General features: G+C 63.9%; 16 protein-coding genes. 14 read left to right on the top strand and 2 right to left on the bottom strand.

What is annotated here, in order from left to right; genetic code table 11:
* Positions 1–270 precede the first annotated feature (270 nt).
* From NHF53_RS03350 to NHF53_RS03300, 11 genes are all read left to right on the top strand, one after another.
* Positions 271–1,017 carry a FadR/GntR family transcriptional regulator gene (locus NHF53_RS03350; protein ID WP_252834898.1) on the top strand — a complete coding sequence of 249 codons (747 nt, stop codon included), beginning with the start codon at positions 271–273 and terminating at the stop codon, positions 1,015–1,017.
* Between the two features lie 39 nt (positions 1,018–1,056).
* On the top strand, positions 1,057–2,034 hold the full coding sequence (locus tag NHF53_RS03345; protein ID WP_252833095.1) for a sialic acid TRAP transporter substrate-binding protein SiaP: 978 nt from the start codon (positions 1,057–1,059) through the stop codon (positions 2,032–2,034).
* Between the two features lie 76 nt (positions 2,035–2,110).
* Entirely contained in the window at positions 2,111–2,683 is a 573-nt protein-coding gene (locus NHF53_RS03340) for a TRAP transporter small permease (protein WP_252833094.1), read from the top strand.
* Between the two features lie 3 nt (positions 2,684–2,686).
* On the top strand, positions 2,687–4,093 hold the full coding sequence (locus NHF53_RS03335; RefSeq protein WP_252833093.1) for a TRAP transporter large permease subunit: 1,407 nt from the start codon (positions 2,687–2,689) through the stop codon (positions 4,091–4,093).
* 10 nt (positions 4,094–4,103) lie between these two features.
* Positions 4,104–5,147, top strand: a complete 1,044-nt coding sequence (locus tag NHF53_RS03330) for an L-idonate 5-dehydrogenase (protein WP_252833092.1) — start codon at positions 4,104–4,106, stop codon at positions 5,145–5,147.
* A gap of 148 nt (positions 5,148–5,295) precedes the next feature.
* On the top strand, positions 5,296–5,433 hold the full coding sequence (locus NHF53_RS03325; RefSeq protein ID WP_252833091.1) for a DUF1127 domain-containing protein: 138 nt from the start codon (positions 5,296–5,298) through the stop codon (positions 5,431–5,433).
* A gap of 494 nt (positions 5,434–5,927) precedes the next feature.
* Positions 5,928–7,526: a peptide ABC transporter substrate-binding protein gene (locus NHF53_RS03320; protein ID WP_114363895.1), complete on the top strand. Its 1,599-nt coding sequence runs from the start codon at positions 5,928–5,930 to the stop codon at positions 7,524–7,526.
* Between the two features lie 118 nt (positions 7,527–7,644).
* Positions 7,645–8,568, top strand: a complete 924-nt coding sequence (gene oppB / locus NHF53_RS03315; protein ID WP_114363896.1) for an oligopeptide ABC transporter permease OppB — start codon at positions 7,645–7,647, stop codon at positions 8,566–8,568.
* Positions 8,561–9,709, top strand: a complete 1,149-nt coding sequence (locus NHF53_RS03310; RefSeq protein WP_114363897.1) for an ABC transporter permease — start codon at positions 8,561–8,563, stop codon at positions 9,707–9,709. Before oppB ends, NHF53_RS03310 begins: the two co-directional genes overlap by 8 nt.
* Positions 9,710–9,711: 2 nt before the next feature.
* Positions 9,712–11,304, top strand: a complete 1,593-nt coding sequence (locus NHF53_RS03305; protein WP_252833090.1) for an ABC transporter ATP-binding protein — start codon at positions 9,712–9,714, stop codon at positions 11,302–11,304.
* Positions 11,305–11,598: 294 nt separating this feature from the next.
* Complete coding sequence (locus NHF53_RS03300) at positions 11,599–13,665, top strand: ATP-dependent helicase (RefSeq protein WP_252834897.1); 2,067 nt, start codon at positions 11,599–11,601, stop codon at positions 13,663–13,665.
* Between the two features lie 301 nt (positions 13,666–13,966).
* Here the strand turns inward: NHF53_RS03300 and NHF53_RS03295 are convergent, their stop codons facing one another.
* Together NHF53_RS03295 and NHF53_RS03290 are read right to left on the bottom strand one after the other, a co-directional pair.
* A complete protein-coding gene (locus NHF53_RS03295) occupies positions 13,967–14,419 on the bottom strand; it encodes a DUF4304 domain-containing protein (protein ID WP_252833089.1) in 453 nt (150 codons plus the stop codon).
* A 318-nt stretch (positions 14,420–14,737) separates the two neighbouring features.
* Positions 14,738–15,079: a hypothetical protein gene (locus tag NHF53_RS03290; protein ID WP_252833088.1), complete on the bottom strand. Its 342-nt coding sequence runs from the start codon at positions 15,077–15,079 to the stop codon at positions 14,738–14,740.
* A gap of 539 nt (positions 15,080–15,618) precedes the next feature.
* Here NHF53_RS03290 and NHF53_RS03285 point away from each other — a divergent pair.
* The 3 genes from NHF53_RS03285 to NHF53_RS03275 are packed head-to-tail and all read left to right on the top strand — an operon-like array spanning position 15,619 to position 18,439.
* On the top strand, positions 15,619–16,668 hold the full coding sequence (locus tag NHF53_RS03285; protein ID WP_252833087.1) for an aromatic ring-hydroxylating dioxygenase subunit alpha: 1,050 nt from the start codon (positions 15,619–15,621) through the stop codon (positions 16,666–16,668).
* Positions 16,669–16,671: 3 nt separating this feature from the next.
* The gene (locus NHF53_RS03280) at positions 16,672–17,415 is read left to right on the top strand and encodes a GntR family transcriptional regulator (RefSeq protein ID WP_252833086.1); all 744 of its coding nucleotides are present in this window, start codon (positions 16,672–16,674) and stop codon (positions 17,413–17,415) included.
* Positions 17,416–17,458: 43 nt separating this feature from the next.
* Positions 17,459–18,439 (top strand): PDR/VanB family oxidoreductase, encoded by a 981-nt coding sequence (locus NHF53_RS03275; protein WP_252833085.1) that lies wholly within the window; start codon positions 17,459–17,461, stop codon positions 18,437–18,439.
* Positions 18,440–18,588 lie beyond the last annotated feature (149 nt).

Genomic DNA, 18,588 nt, shown 5'->3' with positions numbered 1-18,588 from the left:
GATCCAATCATCAGCCTGCCGGCCGCAAGCTGACACTCATCCGGCCCTACCAGATGAGCCGTGGTCGTCTAAGCTACACCACGCGCTGGGACACGATCACAAAGCGCACCCGGGGCGTCGCAGACCCTGGGGAGACTATTCAAGGGAGAGCCTGCACTTCGGGCCCCTGCAATCGATTTGACTCCCGCCCCACCCTCAGTATACCTTCACCTCCAAATTGGCTTGACCACCTGACGACCTGATTGGAAAGTTGACGCGATGGTGTCATCGATGTTCACGGTCATGGAGACGCGGCGGCTTTACCGTCAGGTCGCGGACCAGATGCGCAGCCTGATCGAGCGCGGCGAGCTGCCGGCCGGCTCGCGCCTTCCGGCCGAGCGCGAGCTCGCGCAGCGCCTCGGCGTCTCCCGGCCGACGGTTCGCGAAGCGCTGATCGTGCTGGAAGTCGAAGGCCTGATCGACATCCGCATGGGCTCGGGCGTCTATGTCGCCGCGCGCAAGGCGCCGGCTGCAGGCGCGCCGCCGGAAGATTTCGAGGGTCCCTTCGAGTTATTGCGGGCACGCGCCGTGGTGGAATGCGCCGTCGTCGAGGAGGCCGCCCGTCTCGCCCGACCCGAACATATCGCACTCCTCGACCGGAACCTCGAAGAGATGGCGGCGGCGGTCGACGACCGGCACCGGGCGCTGGCACTCGACCGGGAATTCCACGTCATTGTTTCGAGCATTATCGCCAACGCGACGCTCAACCGCTTCGTCGGCAGCATGCACGACATGCGCATGACACCCTATTTCGAGAAACTGGCGAGCTATTTCGAGAACCGCCGGACCTGGCAGGCGGCGACGGAGGAGCATCGCGCAATCCGCGACGCGATCGCCGCCAACGACCCGGCCGCCGCCCGCAAGGCGATGTGCGACCATCTGCAACAATCTGAACTCCGGCTCTCGGAGAGCTTCGGGGAAGACCATTCGTCCGAGACAGCCGCGACTGCGGCGGGAGGACAGGCCGGAGGACTTTGACGACACGTTTCAGCGACTTCAACTTGGGAGGAGAAAAAGATGAAGTTCAGACTGACGATGCTACTCGCTGCGACTGCTGCAATTCTCGCCTCGGCGATCACCGCCCAGGCGGAGACGGTGCTCAAATGGGCCCATGTCTACGAAACATCCGAACCCTTCCACACCGAATCGGCGTGGGCGGCGGAAGAAATCGCCAAGCGCACCGACGGGCGCTACAAGATCGACGTCTTCCCGGCTTCGCAGCTCGGCAAGGAAGCCGACATCAACCAGGGCCTGAAGCTCGGCACCGTCGATATCATCATTTCCGGATCGAGCTTCGCCGCGCGTGAGTATCCGCCGATCGGCGTCACCTATTATCCCTATACCTTCCGCGATCCGGCGCATCTGATCGCCTATACCAAGAGCGACGTCTTCAAGAAGCTCGCCGCCGGCTACGAGCAGGCCTCCGGCGGCAACCATATCGCTGCCGTCACCTATTACGGCACCCGCCACACCACCTCCAACCGGCCGATCGCCAAGTGCGCCGACATGGCGGGCTTAAAGATCCGCGTTCCGGACGTCCCGGCCTATCTCGCCATGCCGCGCGCCTGCGGCGCCAACACGACGCCGATCGCGTTTGCCGAAGTCTACCTCGCACTCCAGAACGGCACGGTCGAGGCGCAGGAAAACCCGCTCACCACGATCGAGGCGAAGAAGTTCTACGAAGTCCAGAAGAACATCAGCCTCACCGGCCACATCGTCGATCACCTCAATACGGTGGTCTCCGGCATGCTGTGGGCGAAGCTCTCCGATGAAGACAAGAAGATCTTCACCGAGGTGATGCAGGAGGCTGCCGAGCGCAGCACGAAGATCATCGAGGAGCGCGAAAAGGCGCTGGTCGACAAGTTCAAGGAGCGGGGCATCACCGTGACCGAGGTCGACAGGTCCGACTTCGAGAAGGCGGTGATGGAGAAGGTGAGCTTCGAGGAGTTCGGCTACGACAAGGCCGACTGGGAAGCCATCCGCGCCGTCAAGTAAGACGGCACACGCCCATCGCGCCCGGTGCCTGCGTCGCCGGGCGCTCTCCCTTCCCCGAGATTGGCGGAGTTTCCCGATGAAGGAACAACAGCACGCTCAGGTCAGCGTCGAAGAGATGGCGCACGCCTTCGAGGAGGACGCGGGCCCGGCGGACCTCTCCTCCTATGCGGTGGAGGACTGGCTCAACATGGCCGTCTTCTGGCTGATGGCGGCCTGCGTCTTCCTGCAGTTCTTCACCCGCTATGCGCTGAACAACAGTCTCGCCTGGACCGAGGAAATCGCCGCGAACTGTCTCGTGGTGATCGTGTTCCTCGGCTCGGTCATGTGCGTGCGCATGGCGCGGCACATCCAGGTGGACTTTCTCTACCGCTTCCTGCCACCGAAGATCGGGCGTCTGCTGCAGCTCCTGGTCGATTTCATCGTCATCGGCTTCTTCGCCTACACGACCTGGCTGATGTGGCGGTATATCGCCATCGTCGGCAACGAACGCATGGTGACGGTCAACCTGCCGCGCGGCTATGTCTTCTATACCGTGTTTGCCGCCTTCGCGCTGATGCTGGCGCGCTCCGTGCAGAACTTCGTCAGGGACATGATCAACGAAAAGACCGTTCGCGAGCAGGCGAGCGAATCCGGCATTCAGGGGGTGTGACAAGTGCTGCTGCTCATCGGATCCTTCCTCGCCCTCACGATCATCGGCACGCCCGTCGCCGTCTCGCTCGGCGTCTCGTCGCTCCTCTATCTTCTGATCTATGGCGTCGCCCCGGACATCATCGCCGCCCAGCGGATGATCGCCGGCGTCGAGAGCTTCCCGCTGATCGCAGTTCCCTTCTTCATCCTCGTCGGCAACCTCATGAACATCGCCGGCGTCACCGGCCGCATCTACCATTTCGCGCTCTCCCTCGTCGGCTGGATGAAGGGCGGCCTCGCACAGGTCAACATCATCGGCTCGGTCGTCTTCTCCGGCATGTCCGGAACGGCGCTCGCGGATGCAGCCGGCATCGGCACGATCGAAATCAAGGCGATGAAGGACCACGGCTATCCCGTAGAAGCCGCCGTCGGGGTGACGGCCGCCTCCGCGACCCTCGGCCCGATCTTCCCGCCCTCGCTCCCCTTCGTCATCTACGGCATGATGGCCAACGTCTCGATCGGCGCGCTGTTCATGGCCGGCATCCTGCCGGGCATCGTGATGGCGGGCCTGATGATGCTGACGGTCTTCATCTTCGCCCATCGCAAGGGCTGGGGCTCGGACACGCCGTTCGAACTGAGACAGCTCGGGGCGGCCTCGCTCGAGGTCGCCATCGTCCTCTGCTTCCCGGCCGCGGTCTACCTGCTGATTCTTGCCGGCCTGTCGATCAACATCGCCGTCTTCATCGCGCTTGCCGCGCTCATCGCGCTCGACTGGTATTTCGATTTCCACGCGGTCATGGCCCTGATGACGCCGGTGCTGCTGATCGGCGGCATGACCATGGGCTGGTTCACCCCGACCGAGGCCGCAGTCGCAGCGGTCATCTGGTCGCTCTTCCTCGGGCTGGTGCGCTATCGCACCATGACCCTGCGCACGCTGACGAAGGCGAGCTTCGACACGATCGAGACCACCGCCTCGGTGCTCTTCATCGTCACCACGGCGTCGATCTTCGCCTGGTTGTTGACCGTCAGCCAGGCGGCCCAACTCTTCTCCGACTCCATGTTCTCGCTGACGGACAACTGGTGGACCTTCCTCATCATCGTCAACGTCCTGCTGCTGATCGTCGGCGCCTTCCTAGACACCATCGCGGCGATCAGCATCCTGGTGCCGATCCTGATGCCGATTGCGGCCCGCTACGGCATCGATCCGGTCCATATGGGCCTGATCTTCACGCTGAACCTGATGATCGGTCTCTTGACGCCACCGGTCGGCATGGTTCTCTTCGTGCTCTCGCGGATATCGAAGCTGTCGGTAGAGCGCACCTCGATGGCGATCCTGCCGTGGACGATCCCGCTGTTCGTCGCCCTGTTGCTGATCACCTTCATCCCGGCGATCACGCTCTGGCTGCCGACCGAACTCGGCCTGCTGCGGTAGAGGTGCGAGGATGCAGACGCGCTTCGCACGCCTCTACGGCCGCCGTGACCTCAGGGTCGAAGATGCGCCGGTTGCGTCGCCCGGGCCCGGCGAAGTCCTCCTGAAGATGGCGGCTGGCGGCATCTGCGGCTCGGACCTTCATTACTATCAGGATGGCGGCTTCGGCCCCGTCAGGGTGCGCGAGCCGATCATTCCCGGCCATGAGGCCTCCGGCCATGTCGCCGCCCTCGGCGCCGGGGTCACCGGCCTTTCGGTCGGCGATCTCGTGGCGGTCAATCCGAGCCGGCCCTGCGGCACCTGCCGCTTCTGCCGGGAGGGACTTCCGATCCACTGCCTCGACATGCAGTTCATGGGAAGCGCGATGCGCCTTCCGCATGCGCAGGGCATGTTCCGCGACTGGCTCACGGTGCCGGCGTTCCAGTGCCTGCCGGCGGGCACCCTCGTCGGCGCGGACGAGGCAGCCTGCGCCGAGCCGCTCGCCGTCTGCCTCCACGCGGTCGCCCGCGCCGGCGGCCTCGCGGACAAGCGCGTGCTGGTGACGGGCGCCGGTCCGATCGGCGTGCTCGCCGTCGCCGCTGCGCGCCATGCGGGGGCCACCGAGATCATCGCGACCGACCTTGCCGATGCCGCGCTCGACCGCGCGATTGCAATAGGCGCGACACAGGCGATCAACGTCGGGAAAGAACCCGGTCGACTGGCGGCCTACGAAAGGGACAAGGGCTATTTCGACGTCGCCTTCGAATGTTCCGCCGCCGAGGCCGCGCTCCGCAATGCCATCGCAGCGGTCCGGCCGCGCGGGACGATCGTCCAGGTCGGCGTGACCGGAGACATCACCCTCCCCCTGAATGCGCTCGTCGGAAAGGAACTCCAGCTCGTCGGGACACAGCGCTTCGATCGCGAGTTTGCGCTGGCCGTCGACCTCATCGCCGCCCGACGGATCGATGTCCGGCCGATCATCTCGCATAGCTTCCCTCTCGAAGAGGCAGTCGCTGCCTTCGAACAGGCTGGCGACCGCACAAGGGCCTGCAAGGTCCAGGTCACCTTCTTGCCCTGAGTCAGTCCCGATCACGGCCGGATTTTGCGGTCACGGCGAGATTCAGGCCGCAGATTTGCTGCCGACGCATGCCTCCCGTGCAAAATTTGATCTCCTGTTTTTTCGGCAAACGCCTAAATAGAAGGCGTCAGATCGAAGGACAAATGCTATGAAAATCGGCAGTGCAATCACCGAATACTTCCGCCTCCGCAAGGCCTATCGCGAACTCTCCCGTCTCGACGACGCGTCCCTGAAGGACATCGGCGTCTCGCGGTCGCAGATCCGCCAGGCCGTTTTCGGCCGCTGAGGCGAAGAGGCCCGGCGACGGGCCAACCGAAGAAGCCGGCAGGATGATCCTTGCCCGGCAGACGACGACAACCCGGCCATGGCCTTCAAAAGCCCGCGGCCGGGATATTTTTTTGACGGTCCCGCGGGAATCGGCAGAGCGACCTTCCTTGCCTCCTTGCCGCTCCGCATCGGAAACAGCCTCCCCTCCGCACGGCTCCTGCGGCATTCGGCCTCACCGCCTCCCATCCTTCCCTTCCCCTTGCGTCAGCAGATATGGCCACACGCCGCGCCCGAGGTCATCGGCAACTGTGGACAAGTGCGGGCCGCCCCGAAGACTCTCCCGCAACCCCCTCTTGCTTTGTCAGAACTCAAGTCGTAGCGTCGGCGCACGTGCAAGTATTAGCTGTCTCTCCCAAAAGGAAGTCAGCTTATTCAAGCATTTACGAACATGAAACCCTGTGGAAAACGGCTCCTCAGGGCTGATCTACTGACAAAACAATAGGGGATATAACAATGAACGCTTCACTCAAGCGAACCCTCAAGACGGTTCTGCTTTCCAGCACGCTGCTTGCCATGACCGCCAGCCTCGCTTCCGCCGAGACGGTCATCCGACGCGGCAATGGCGGCGAACCGCAGACCCTCGATCAGGCGCATATTTCCATCGACATCGAAGGCTTTGTCGTCCGCGATATGTTCGAAGGCCTGACGATCTACAATCCGAAGGGCGAAGTCATTCCGGGCGTCGCCGAGAGCTGGACGATTTCGGATGACGGCACCGTCTACACCTTCAAGCTCCGCGGGGATGCCAAGTGGTCGAACGGCGATCCGGTGACCGCCGACGATTTCGTCTTCGCCTGGCGCCGCATGGAAGATCCGAAGGAAGCCGCCGAATACGCCAACATTCTCTATCCGGTGAAGAACGCCGAGGCCGTCAACACCGGCAAGGCTGCCGTCGACACGCTCGGCGTGAAGGCCATCGATGCCACGACGCTGGAAGTGACCCTGGAGCGCCCGACGCCTTACTTCCTGCAGCTCGCCTCGCACTACGCGGCTCTGCCGGTCAACGCGGCCGTCGTTCAGAAGCTCGGCGCGGAATGGACGAAACCCGGCAACATGGTCTGCAACGGCGCCTACTGCCTGACGGAAAACGTTCCGAACGACCACATCACCGCCGTCAAGAACGACAAGTATTGGGATGCGGCCAACGTCAAGATCGACAAGGTGATCTACAACCCCTCCGAAGACCAGTCCGCCACCGAGCGCATGTTCGAAGCCGGGGAACTGGACGTCGTCTATAACTTCCAGACGGACCAGAAGGCCTTCCTGGAAGAGAAGCTCGGCAAGGACCAGGTCCTCGCCAGCACCGACCTCGGCACCTATTATTACGTCTTCGACAGCAGGCACGAGCCGTTCAGCGACGTGAAGGTAAGGCAGGCGCTGTCGATGGCCGTCGATCGGGACTTCCTCGCCGAGAAGATCTACTCTGGCGCCCAGCTCCCGGGCTATTCCTTCGTTCCGCCGGGCATGGAAGGCTATACCGCGGCAACGCCGGAATGGGCGTCGCTCGACCAGCTCGACCGCGAAGACAAGGCCAAGGAACTGCTGAAGGAAGCCGGCTACGGCGAAGGCGGCAAGCCGCTCAAGATCGACATCCGCTACAACACCAACGAAAACCACAAGAAGGTTGCCACTGCGATCGCCGACATGTGGAAGGCCGTGGGCGCGGAAGTCACGCTGCAGAACCTCGACGTGAAGTCGCACTATGCCTACCTGCAGGAAGGCGGCGCCTTCGATGTGGCGCGCGCCGGCTGGTCGGCCGACTACGCCGACCCGGAGAACTTCCTCAATCTTCTCGTCTCCTCCAACACGAGCTTCAACTACGGCCACTGGGCCAATGCGAAGTACGACGAGCTGATGAAGGCCTCCTACGCGGAACGCGATCCGGCCAAGCGTATGCAGATCCTCCATGACGCCGAGCAGATCGCCATGGACGAGCAGGGCAACGCACCGCTGATGGTTCACGCCTCGACCTGGCTCGTTTCCCGCAAGGTCAAGGGCTTCGAGTTGAACGCCGTCAACGAGCACCTGACCAAGTTCCTCTCCGTCGAATAAAGCACATGCAGGACGGGCGGAATCCGGGACGACCGGATTCCGCCTCTTCGCGTTTTTGCGCGTAGGCCGGAGAACCCCTCCGGCTTGTCCTGCTGTTTCCGGTTTTCAGGAGAGAGCAATGCTGTCATTCATCCTGCGACGACTGCTGTCGTCGATACCCACGATCTTTATCGTGATCACCCTGTCCTTCTTCATGATGCGGCTGGCGCCCGGCGGCCCGTTCAACTTGGAGCGGCCGCTCGAGCCGCAGGTTCTCGCCAATCTGAACAAGGCCTTCCTGCTGGATCAGCCCTTGCCGGTGCAGTACCTCCATTACCTCGGAAACCTTCTCCACGGAGACCTCGGACCGAGCTTCGTCTACCGCGATTTCACGGTCGGAGAGCTGATCGCCAAGAGCCTGCCATACTCGCTGATCCTCGGCTCCTGGGCGCTCGCCGTCGGTGTCACGGGCGGCATCATCCTCGGAAGCTTTGCCGCGATCCGGCAGAATTCGGCATTCGATCATCTCGTCATGAGCTTTGCCAATATCGGCATTACCGTGCCGAGCTTCGTCGTCGCGCCCATTCTTTCGCTGGTCTTCGCCGTCATCCTGCGCATGGCGCCGGCAGGCGGCTGGGGAGACGGCGGGTTCAACAATCTGGTCCTGCCGGTCATCGCGCTGGCCCTGCCGCAGGTCGGGATCTTCGCCCGCCTGACCCGCGGGTCGATGATTGAGATGCTGCGGGCCGACCACATCCGCACGGTGCGCGCCTATGGTCTTCCCCAGCGCAGCATCATCGTCGTGCATGCGCTGCGCGGCGCACTGATGCCGGTCATCTCCTATTTCGGCCCCACCGCCGCGGCCGTGCTGACCGGCTCCGTCGTCGTCGAGACGGTGTTCTCGCTGCCCGGCGTCGGACGTTATTTCGTCCTCGGCGCTCTCAACCGCGACTACACGCTGGTCATGGGAACGGTCGTCCTTATCTCCGTCTTCATCGTGGTCTTCAACCTGATCGTCGACATCCTCTACGCGCTGCTAGATCCGAGGGTCCGCTATGAGTGAACCACAAATCCAAACCGGACCCGGCGCAATCTCCCTCGAAACGGATGCCCGGGAAGGCCTCAGCCTCTGGAAGCTGGCCCGCATCCGCTTCCGCCGGAACACCGCCGCCATGCTCTCGCTCGGCTACCTGCTGTTGATCGTCGTCTTCAGCTTCGGCGGGCCGGTCTTCTGGCCGCATCGCTACGACGCGGTCTTCACGAGCTATGTCGCCGTGCCGCCCTCGCTCTCGCCGTACCCGCACGAGGCGACGCTGCAAGAGGTCATGACGAAGGCCGTCGAGCGCGCCCGCGTCAGCCTGAACGCCTTCGACGTCTCGGGCTCCGCCTACACCGCCACGATCTCCTCCGACAAGCCGATCGACGAGCGCGTCCTGCGCTATCTCGACCGGCCGGACGAGTTCGACGGCGCCGCACTCCAGGAGACGCAGAACGACGGCAAGACGCTCGTCGTCACCGGCCGGGTCAACGGGCAGTATTTCCCCTTCGGGACCGACCGCAACGGCCGCGACCTCCTGCCCCGCGTGATGCTGGGCGGTCAGGTCTCGATCGTCGTCGGCCTGCTCGCGACCTTCGTGTCGCTGGTCATCGGCGTCACCTACGGCGCGACCTCCGGCTTCATCGGCGGGCGTATCGACAACGTCATGATGCGGTTCGTCGAGATCCTCTACTCGTTGCCGTTCATGTTCTTCGTGATCATGCTGGTGGTGTTCTTCGGTCGCCACTTTGTGCTGATCTTTGCGGCGATCGGCGCCATCGAGTGGCTGGACATGGCCCGCATCGTGCGGGGCCAGACCTTGTCCCTCAAACGACGCGAATTCGTCGAAGCGGCCCGCGCCATGGGGCTATCCAACTGGCAGATCATCCGCCGTCACGTCATCCCGAACACGATCGGTCCCGTGGTGGTCTTCGTCACGGTACTCGTGCCCAAGGTGATCCTGCTCGAGAGCTTCCTCTCCTTCCTCGGGCTCGGGGTGCAGGAGCCGATGACCTCGTGGGGCACGCTGATCGCCGAAGGCACCGCCAGCATGCAATCCGCATCATGGCTGCTGGTTTTCCCCGCGATCTTCTTCGTAAGCACGCTGTTCGCGCTCAATTTCGTCGGCGACGGCCTGCGCGACGCGCTCGATCCCAAGGACCGCTGACGATGACAAAGACAGATATGCTGCTTCAAATACGCGACATGCGGGTCTGGTTCGACACGCCGCTCGGCAAGGTCGAGGCGGTCAAGGGCATCAGCCTCGACGTCAAGCGCGGCGAGACGCTGGCGATCGTCGGCGAGTCCGGCTCCGGCAAGAGCCAGACCATGATGGCGATGATGGGACTGCTCGCCGCCAACGGCTCTGCGTCCGGTTCGGCGAAGCTCGACGGTGCCGAAATTCTCGGACTGCCGCTGAAAGGGCTGAATCACGTCCGCGGCGAGCGCGTGACCATGATCTTCCAGGAGCCGATGACCTCGCTCGATCCGCTCTACAAGATCGGCTACCAGCTCGCCGAGCCGATGATCCACCACAAGGGTCTCTCGGCGAAGGAGGCACGGGCGAAGGCAATCGAGCTGCTGAAGCTCGTCAAGATCCCCGACCCCGAGCGCCGGATCGATTCCTACCCGTACGAGCTGTCCGGCGGCCAGCGCCAGCGCGTGATGATCGCCATGGCGCTCGCCAACGATCCGGAGCTCCTGATCGCCGACGAACCGACCACCGCGCTCGACGTCACCATCCAGGCGCAGATCCTCGACCTGATGCGCGAGCTGAAGGAGCGGATCGGTCTCTCGATCATCTTCATATCGCACGATCTCAACGTCGTGCGGCGCTTCGCCGACCGCGTCGCAGTGATGAAGCTCGGCGAAGTGGTCGAACAGGGGCCCGTCGAGGCAATCTTCTCGAACCCCCAGCACGACTATACGAAAATGCTGCTCGCCGCCGAGCCGACCGGCCGCAAGGAGCCGGTGCCTGCCGATTCTCCGAGGCTGCTCGAGGGCCGGAACGTCGCCGTGACGTTCACCGCCGGCGGCGGGTTCCTCGGGCGAAGAAAACTGGAAGTGAAGGCGGTTCGCGACGTCAGCATCACGCTGCGCAAGGGACAGACGATCGGGATTGTTGGGGAATCCGGCTCAGGCAAGTCCACTCTCGGGCGCGCCCTGCTCCGTCTCTTCGACAGCGACGGCCGGGTCATCTTCGACGGCCAGGACATCTCGAAGGCAAGCCCGCAGCAGATGCGTGCGCTGCGCCGCCAGATGCAGCTCGTCTTCCAGGATCCGTTCGGCTCGCTCTCGCCGCGCATGACCGCCGGCCAGATCGTGACCGAGGGCCTGCTCGTCCACGAGCCGCAGATCAGCCGTGCCGAGCGCGACCGGATCGCCATTCAGGCGTTCAGGGACGTCGGCCTCGACCCGGCTTCGCGCAACCGCTATCCGCACGAGTTTTCGGGCGGCCAGCGCCAGCGCATCGCCATCGCGCGCGCCATGGTGCTGAAACCGAAGGTACTGGTGCTCGACGAGCCGACGTCTGCACTCGACCGGTCGGTGCAGAAGCAGATCATCGAACTGCTACGCGATCTGCAGCAGAAGCACGGTCTCTCCTATCTCTTCATCAGCCACGATCTCGCGGTCGTGCGGGCGCTCTCCGACTATATCGTCGTGATGAAGAACGGCGTGATCGTCGAGGAAGGCGAAACTGCAGCCATCTTCGACGCGCCACAGCAGGCCTATACGAAGGAGCTCATGGCGGCGGCCTTCTGAGGGGCCTGACTGCGATACTGAGGGGCTCAAGGCCGGCAATCCGTCACCCGCCACGACCTGGCGGGTGACGCCCCTTCCCATCTGCCGCAAGTCGAGCTATGTTCTCAATTCGTTCTCTGCGCGTGCCTCTCGTACAGCGCATTGAACGATGACGAGGAAATGCGGCGGCAAGGTCAACTCACCATAGTCACGGACGCTCCGGGCATGTCCCGGCGCGTGTGCGGTGTTGCTCTCTCCGCCACGCCCGGTGACATGCCGCTGCGTGTCTCGGCGCATGAGGGGACTGAGTTTCTGATGAGCCTTGCCTATCTGGAGAAGCTGAACGACCGCCAGCGTGCCGCGGTCGAGCATGGTGTCGGCGCGTCCGGCGGCGGATTGCCCGAACCGCTCCTCATCATCGCCGGCGCAGGATCGGGCAAGACCAACACACTCGCCCATCGCGTCGCCCACCTGATCGTCAACGGCGCCGATCCCCGCCGCATTCTCCTCATGACCTTCTCCCGCCGCGCCGCATCGGAAATGGCCCGCCGCGTCGAGCGCATCTGCCGCCAGGTGCTCGGCGACAAGGCCGCTGTCATGACCGATGCGCTCGCCTGGGCCGGTACCTTCCACGGCATCGGCGCCCGTCTTCTCCGCATCCATGCGGACCAGATCGGCCTTGCCGAGGATTTCACCATCCATGATCGCGAGGACAGCGCCGACCTCATCAATCTCGTGCGTCACGAGCTCGGCTTCTCGAAGACCGAGAGCCGCTTCCCGACCAAGGGCACATGTCTCTCGATCTATTCCCGGGTGGTGAATTCGGAGACCTCGATCACCGAGGTGCTGAAGGCGCATTACCCCTGGGTCGCCGGCTGGGAGGAGGAGCTGAAGCAGCTCTTTGCGGCTTACGTCGAGGCCAAGCAGGCGCAGAACGTGCTCGATTACGACGACCTCCTGCTCTACTGGGCGCAGATGGTGAGCGAGCCGGAGCTTGCCGACGAGATCGCCGGCCGCTTCGACCATGTGCTCGTCGACGAATACCAGGACACCAACCGCCTGCAGGCGGCGATCCTGCTGGCGCTGAGACCCGGCGGGCACGGGCTGACGGTCGTCGGCGACGACGCCCAGTCGATCTATTCCTTCCGCGCCGCGACGGTGCGCAACATCCTCGATTTCCCGGAGGCCTTCTCGCCGCCGGCCCATGTCGTCACGCTCGACCGCAACTATCGTTCGACGCAGCCGATCCTCGCGGCGGCGAACGCGGTCATCGGCGAGGCGCGCGAGCGCTTCACCAAGAACCTCTGGAGCGACCGGGAGTCCGAGGAGCGTCCGGCGCTGGTGACCGTCCGGGACGAGGCCGATCAGGCCCGCCACATCGTCGAGCAGGTGCTCGAAAACCGCGAGCGCGGCATCGCGTTGAAGCAGCAGGCCGTGCTCTTCCGCTCGTCGAACCACAGCAGCTCGCTCGAAGTCGAGCTCACCCGCTCGAACATCCCCTTCGTCAAGTTCGGCGGCCTCAAGTTCCTCGACAGCGCCCATGTGAAGGACATGCTGGCGGTGCTGCGCTTCGCCCAGAACCCGCGCGACCGGGTCGCGGGCTTCCGCCTGCTGCAGCTCCTGCCGGGGATCGGTCCGCAGACCGCGGGTCGCATCCTCGACACGATCGCCGCCGATCCCGAGCCGCTGGTGACGCTCGCCGAAATCCCCGCGCCCCCGAAATCGGGCGCGGACTGGCCGGCCTTCCTCGACCTGCTGCTCGGCCTGCGCAAGGCGGGGTCCGGCTGGCCGAACGAAATCAGCGCGGCGCGCGCCTGGTACGAACCGCATCTCGACCGCATCCACGAGGATGCCGAGACCCGCAAGGCCGACCTGCTGCAGCTCGAGCAGATCGCGGCCGGCTATGCCAATCGCGAGCGCTTCCTCACCGAGCTCACCCTCGATCCGCCGGACGCCACCAGCGACCAGGCGGGCGTGCCGCTCCTCGATGAGGACTATCTGATCCTCTCGACCATCCATTCGGCCAAGGGGCAGGAATGGCGCTCGGTCTTCATGCTGAACGTCGTCGACGGCTGCATTCCCTCCGATCTCGGCGTTGGCACGACTGCGGAGATCGAGGAGGAACGCCGGCTCCTCTATGTCGGCATGACGCGCGCCCGCGACAGCCTGACGCTCGTCACGCCGCAGCGCTTCTTCACCTACGGGCAGAATGCGCAGGGCGACCGCCATGTCTACGCCTCGCGCACCCGTTTCATCCCTGCACCGATGCTCGGCCTCTTCGAGGCGAAGAGCTGGCCGATCGCGCCGACTGCCGCCGGCGAACGCAGCACGCGGCAGGTCCGCGTCGACGTCGGCGCCCGCATGCGGGCGATGTGGCAGTAGGGGGCAGCGGGACGCTGAGGTTGCGCCTGTCTCTGGTCTTCGGCACGTCATTCCTCCTGGCGCATTCACCTGAGCTCAAGTCACCTCGAACGTCCGGGCCGGCTGCGATCGTTCGAGTCGGCCCATTGCATTGTCAACGTCTCTATTTTTCGATGACAGAACGGAAACCTTCGAGCGCCTGCTTTTCTCAAGAATTCGCGCGCTACGGGAGTGTCCGCATCGTCTCCCAGAACAATGACGCCAAAGCCTATGAAGAGGCTGCCTTGGCATAATCACGCTCGCCCGAGTCCGCGGTCAACGCTCACAGCTCTCTGAGCTGCCTGTGGATCATGGCATTTGCCAACCTTCCACTGTTGATGGCCTCTACCAGACGCTCCCTGGACGCAAGTTCTGTGAGTACAGGCAATGCCACGTCCCCGATTAGCGCTGTGATAGCCTCCCGACGCTCGTGAGCTGAGAGTGACTCGTTTTCCAGATCGAATACGGCTTCGACTTCTTCATTATGCGCCGATACGATCGCAGGCAATCTGAAACGTACGTGACACAGGTGTTCTTTTATTTCGCCGCCACCACCAAGGGACTTAACATAAATGCCAAAGTTTACGTAGAATTTGGTGCTATATTGCGATTTTTGTAAATTTACGATCAATACGACGTCGGCATAATCACGATGCCATGTGGCTGATTTCTTTTTGAACCCTGTAGCCGAAAGGGGAATATCCATCGCCCCTTCAATCAATTCTCGAGCTGCCATCGTTCGCAAAAGTTCCACTCCAGCGGTTGAGCCCCGCCCGTATCCCGCGAAACCAGGACGGCGCGGAAATCGGCTATATCCTCGTCCAGCGGGAAGCTGGCTGTGCCGTTCTAAGCAATTCGCCCTGCGGCGGCGGTTCAGGATCGGCGCGCACTACGGCAAAGTGCGGAGCACCGTTTCTCGCGAATATCAATCCCCCCGCTGCCCTGAAAACCTTCTCAACACTCCGACGACATTGCCGGCAAAGACGGCCTCTGGCAGGCTGCCCGAATACTGCCGTGGCCTGGTGAAATAGCCAAAAGATCCCGCCTCACGACCTCAGGTCAGACGGTTCTGCCTAACCCCGATGACGATCCGTCCCGGCTCATTCGTGCTATCGGCCCGGATGCTCAGCTGCGTCTCGCGGCTTGGAACCGGAGCTTCCAGAAGAACCGTGCCAAGCACCGTCCTGACAAGCAGCCTGAGGCTGTCGGTCCGCAGCATGCCGTCGAACACAAGTTCCATGCTCGGGTCCGCGCGGTCACAGTCGTCGATAACAATCTCGGTCTCACCATCGTCTTCCGCCCTGCATCCGACTGCGATGCAGGAGCCGGTCGATACGACGAGCGAGCCGTTCATGGAGACGGGGATATCACCGCCAGCCAAGTCTTCGACAAGCACGACCGAACTTGGCGGAGCAATTCGCACCGATATCATTATTCCCCCGCATGCCTTCGCCGTGACCAGCCCACACGGCATGGTAGCAGCGGCAGGACCGATCTGTACAGCCCTTACGCCGGCTTGCCCACCGACAAATCAGCGGACTGCCAGACCCAAAACAACAGTACCCACGGCAGCAGGCCCGCCCCGATCGCGATACCACTTACCGCCGTGGCGGCCGCGCGGCGAGGGCCTCCGCCGAAAGCCAAGGATCATGCCGCGGGCGGCGCGCGGCAAGAGACCAAGGACCAGATGATCGAAGGGCTACGAGTTCTATGCCCCGGCGCCGACGCCGGCGAGCGCAGCACGCGACAGGTCCGCGTCGACGTCGGCGCCCGCATGCGGGCGATGTGGAAATAAGGGGCGGCGATCTCCGGGTGCGTCCGGTGCGGCATTCCATATCGCTGTATACATTCTGGAGCACACAAGACGGAATCTCGCTTCCGTCTTGACGAATTGTATACATTGTGTCTTCCTTGTCTGCGGAGGAGGACTTGACCATGAACAAACCGAGCTTTCCGCTGAACGCCTGGTATGCGGCCGCCTATGATGTGGAACTGAAGCGGACGCTTCTGCCACGCACCATCTGCAACAAGCCGATCGTCCTGTACCGCAAGGAGAACGGCACCCCGGTCGCCCTCGCCGACGCCTGCTGGCACCGCCTCGTGCCGCTCTCGCTCGGGCGGCTAGACGGCGACAATGTCGTCTGCGGCTATCACGGCCTCGAATTCGACGATACCGGCCGGTGTGTATACATGCCGTCGCAGCAGACCATCAATCCGTCGGCCTGCGTGAAATCCTATCCCGTCGCCGAGCGTCACCGTTTCATCTGGATCTGGCCGGGCGACCCCTCGCTCGCCGATCCCGCGCTGATCCCCGACGTGCACTGGAACGACGACCCGGCCTGGGCCGCCGACGGCAAGCTGATCGAGCTCAAATGCGACTACCGGCTGGTGGTCGACAATCTCATGGATCTCACCCACGAGACCTTCGTCCACGGCTCCTCGATCGGCAACCGCGCCGTCGCCGAGGCGCCGTTCGAGGCGAACCATTCGGACCGCTTCGCCTACATCACCCGCTGGATGGAGAACATCGACCCGCCGCCCTTCTGGAAGAAGCAGTACGGTAAGCCGGGCAAAGTCGACCGCTGGCAGATCATCCGCTTCGAGGCCCCCTGCACCATCGCAATCGACGTCGGCGTCGCAGCGGCCGGGACCGGTGCCCGCGAGGGCGACCGCTCGCAGGGCGTCAACGGCTACGTGCTCAACACGATCACGCCGTCGACCGACAAGACCTGCCTCTACTTCTGGGCCTTCGCCCGCAATTACGACCTCCACAACCAGGCCCGCACCCACGAGCTGCGGGAGGGGGTCGCGGGCGTCTTCCGCGAGGACGAGGTCGTCCTTGAAGCGCAGCAGATCGCCATCGACGCCAATCCTGACCACCAGTTCTACAATCTCAACATCGACGCCGGCTCCATGTGGGCGCGCAGGCTGATCGACCGGATGATCGACGCCGAGACCGGCCCGGCGACAATGGCAGCGGAGTGAGAGATGACGAAGGAACGGGCGGCCGGTCCGCGCCAGCAATCGGTGAAGGCCCTGCTGGGCATTCGTGACCTGATCCTCAAAGGCGAGATCGAGCCCGGAGAGCGACTGTCGGAGGTGGCGCTTTCCGAGCGGCTGGACGTCTCCCGCACGCCGCTCCGCAGCGCCCTGCAGAAGCTCGAGCAGGAGGGCCTCGTCACGCTCATTCCCTCCGGCGGCTATGCGGTGCGCAGCTTCAGCCGGCAGGACATCGTCGACGCGATCGAATTGCGGGGCGTGCTCGAAGGGACGGTGGCGCGGCTCGCCGCCGAGCGCGGCGCCGCGCCAGCACGATTGAAGGCGATCCGCGAGGTGGTGGAGCAGCTCGACGAGGTGCTTGGAGGAGGGCCGGAGGCGCTCGACATCGGCCGCTACGAGGCTCTCAACGGCCGCTTTCATGCGCTCCTTTCCGAGCTTGCCGGCAGCGAGGTGATGCGCCGCGAGCTCGAACGGATCACCAGCCTGCCCTTTGCGAGCCCGAACGCCTTCGTCAACACCGATGTCGACGTGCCGGCTTTCTACCGCTCGCTCGTCGTCGCGCAGGCGCAACACAGGGCGATCGTCACGGCCATCGAGCTTCGCGAAGGCGCGCGCGCCGAGGCTCTGGCGCGCGAACATGCACGCATCGCGCGGCAGAATCTTGATTTCGTGCTCGAGGAAAACCCGGACCTGCGTCGCAAGGTTCTGGCGCTCGCGCTGATGTCGGGCTGAGTGCCACGACGGACAGGTTTTTGAAATACGGGAGGAGAAATCAATGCGCTCGAGAGAAGAATGGCGCAAGGCGCGGGTCATTGCCGTCGAAACGCCCGCCGAGGACGTGAGGGCCGTCACCTTCGCCGTCGAAGGGCCACTGCCGGCCTTCGACCCCGGCTCGCACACCAATATCAGGGTGGTGATTGCCGGCAGCCCCGCGATCCGCACCTATACGGTCGTCCCGAGCGCGCCCGGCACGCTGAAGATCGCCGTGAAGCGGCATCCGAACAGCCGCGGCGGCTCGGCCTGGGTCTGGACGCGCGAGACGGGTGACGAGACGGAGGTGACAGTGCCGGAGAACCGCTTCGAGCTCTCCTGGCGGGCGCCGCACTATCTGCTGGTCGCCGGCGGCATCGGCATCACGCCGATCTACGGCATGGCGAAGGCACTTGCCGGTCGCGGGCAGCCGCTCCGCCTCGTCTACGCCGCAAGGGCGCGCAGCCAGATGGCCTTTGCCGACGAACTCGAAGGCCTGCTCGGTGACCGGATGGAGTGCTTCGTGGACGACGAGGGCCGTTCGCTCGACCTCGTCGCCGAATTCGCCCGCCTGCCGCAGGACGGCGAGGCCTATGTCTGCGGACCGCTCGGCATGCTCCATGCGGCCCGTGCGGCCTGGCAGAAGAGCGGCCGCTCGATGAGCCGGCTGCGCTTCGAGGTTTTCGGAGACAGTGGCCGCTTTGCCGAACAGCCCTTCCGTGTCGAGGTCGCCGGTCTCGGCCGCACCGTCGAGGTCCGGGCCGACCAGAGCATGCTCAATGCGCTGACGGAAGCGGGCGTGCCGATGATCTATGACTGCCGGCGCGGCGAATGCGGGCTCTGCGCCGTCGACATCGTCGCCGCCGAGGGAGAGATCGACCACCGCGACGTCTTCTTCTCGGAGGCCGAGCGACGCGAGAACCACCGCATGTGCGCCTGCGTTTCCCGTGCACTCGGCGGTCACCTCGTCATCGACACCGGCTACCGGCGCGAGGAGGCGGCGTGAGGAGGATCTGCAAGTCCGGCCGAGTGACTGCAGGACTTACTGGAAGATCGTAATCTTCGATCTGACCTCCCACACTCGTCAATCAGCTGGGGGAGGTCGCACTTCCGGAATTCTTCTCGACCGACGCCAAATGACCATGCTTTTCACCG

Source organism: Ciceribacter sp. RN22 (assembly GCF_024054295.1).
GTDB classification, from domain to species: Bacteria; Pseudomonadota; Alphaproteobacteria; order Rhizobiales; family Rhizobiaceae; genus Allorhizobium; species Allorhizobium lividum.
This window is presented reverse-complemented; position numbering and strand designations above follow the sequence as displayed.

Excerpts from the sequence above, each read along its gene's own strand:
- NHF53_RS03350 (WP_252834898.1), top strand. The coding sequence starts at position 271 with ATGTTCACGGTCATGGAGACGCGGCGGCTTTACCGTCAGGTCGCGGAC.
- NHF53_RS03345 (WP_252833095.1), top strand. The coding sequence starts at position 1,057 with ATGAAGTTCAGACTGACGATGCTACTCGCTGCGACTGCTGCAATTCTC.
- NHF53_RS03340 (WP_252833094.1), top strand. The coding sequence starts at position 2,111 with ATGAAGGAACAACAGCACGCTCAGGTCAGCGTCGAAGAGATGGCGCAC.
- NHF53_RS03330 (WP_252833092.1), top strand. The coding sequence starts at position 4,104 with ATGCAGACGCGCTTCGCACGCCTCTACGGCCGCCGTGACCTCAGGGTC.
- NHF53_RS03325 (WP_252833091.1), top strand. The coding sequence starts at position 5,296 with ATGAAAATCGGCAGTGCAATCACCGAATACTTCCGCCTCCGCAAGGCC.
- NHF53_RS03320 (WP_114363895.1), top strand. The coding sequence starts at position 5,928 with ATGAACGCTTCACTCAAGCGAACCCTCAAGACGGTTCTGCTTTCCAGC.
- oppB (WP_114363896.1), top strand. The coding sequence starts at position 7,645 with ATGCTGTCATTCATCCTGCGACGACTGCTGTCGTCGATACCCACGATC.
- NHF53_RS03310 (WP_114363897.1), top strand. The coding sequence starts at position 8,561 with ATGAGTGAACCACAAATCCAAACCGGACCCGGCGCAATCTCCCTCGAA.
- NHF53_RS03305 (WP_252833090.1), top strand. The coding sequence starts at position 9,712 with ATGACAAAGACAGATATGCTGCTTCAAATACGCGACATGCGGGTCTGG.
- NHF53_RS03300 (WP_252834897.1), top strand. The coding sequence starts at position 11,599 with ATGAGCCTTGCCTATCTGGAGAAGCTGAACGACCGCCAGCGTGCCGCG.
- NHF53_RS03295 (WP_252833089.1), bottom strand. The coding sequence starts at position 14,419 with ATGGCAGCTCGAGAATTGATTGAAGGGGCGATGGATATTCCCCTTTCG.
- NHF53_RS03285 (WP_252833087.1), top strand. The coding sequence starts at position 15,619 with ATGAACAAACCGAGCTTTCCGCTGAACGCCTGGTATGCGGCCGCCTAT.
- NHF53_RS03280 (WP_252833086.1), top strand. The coding sequence starts at position 16,672 with ATGACGAAGGAACGGGCGGCCGGTCCGCGCCAGCAATCGGTGAAGGCC.
- NHF53_RS03275 (WP_252833085.1), top strand. The coding sequence starts at position 17,459 with ATGCGCTCGAGAGAAGAATGGCGCAAGGCGCGGGTCATTGCCGTCGAA.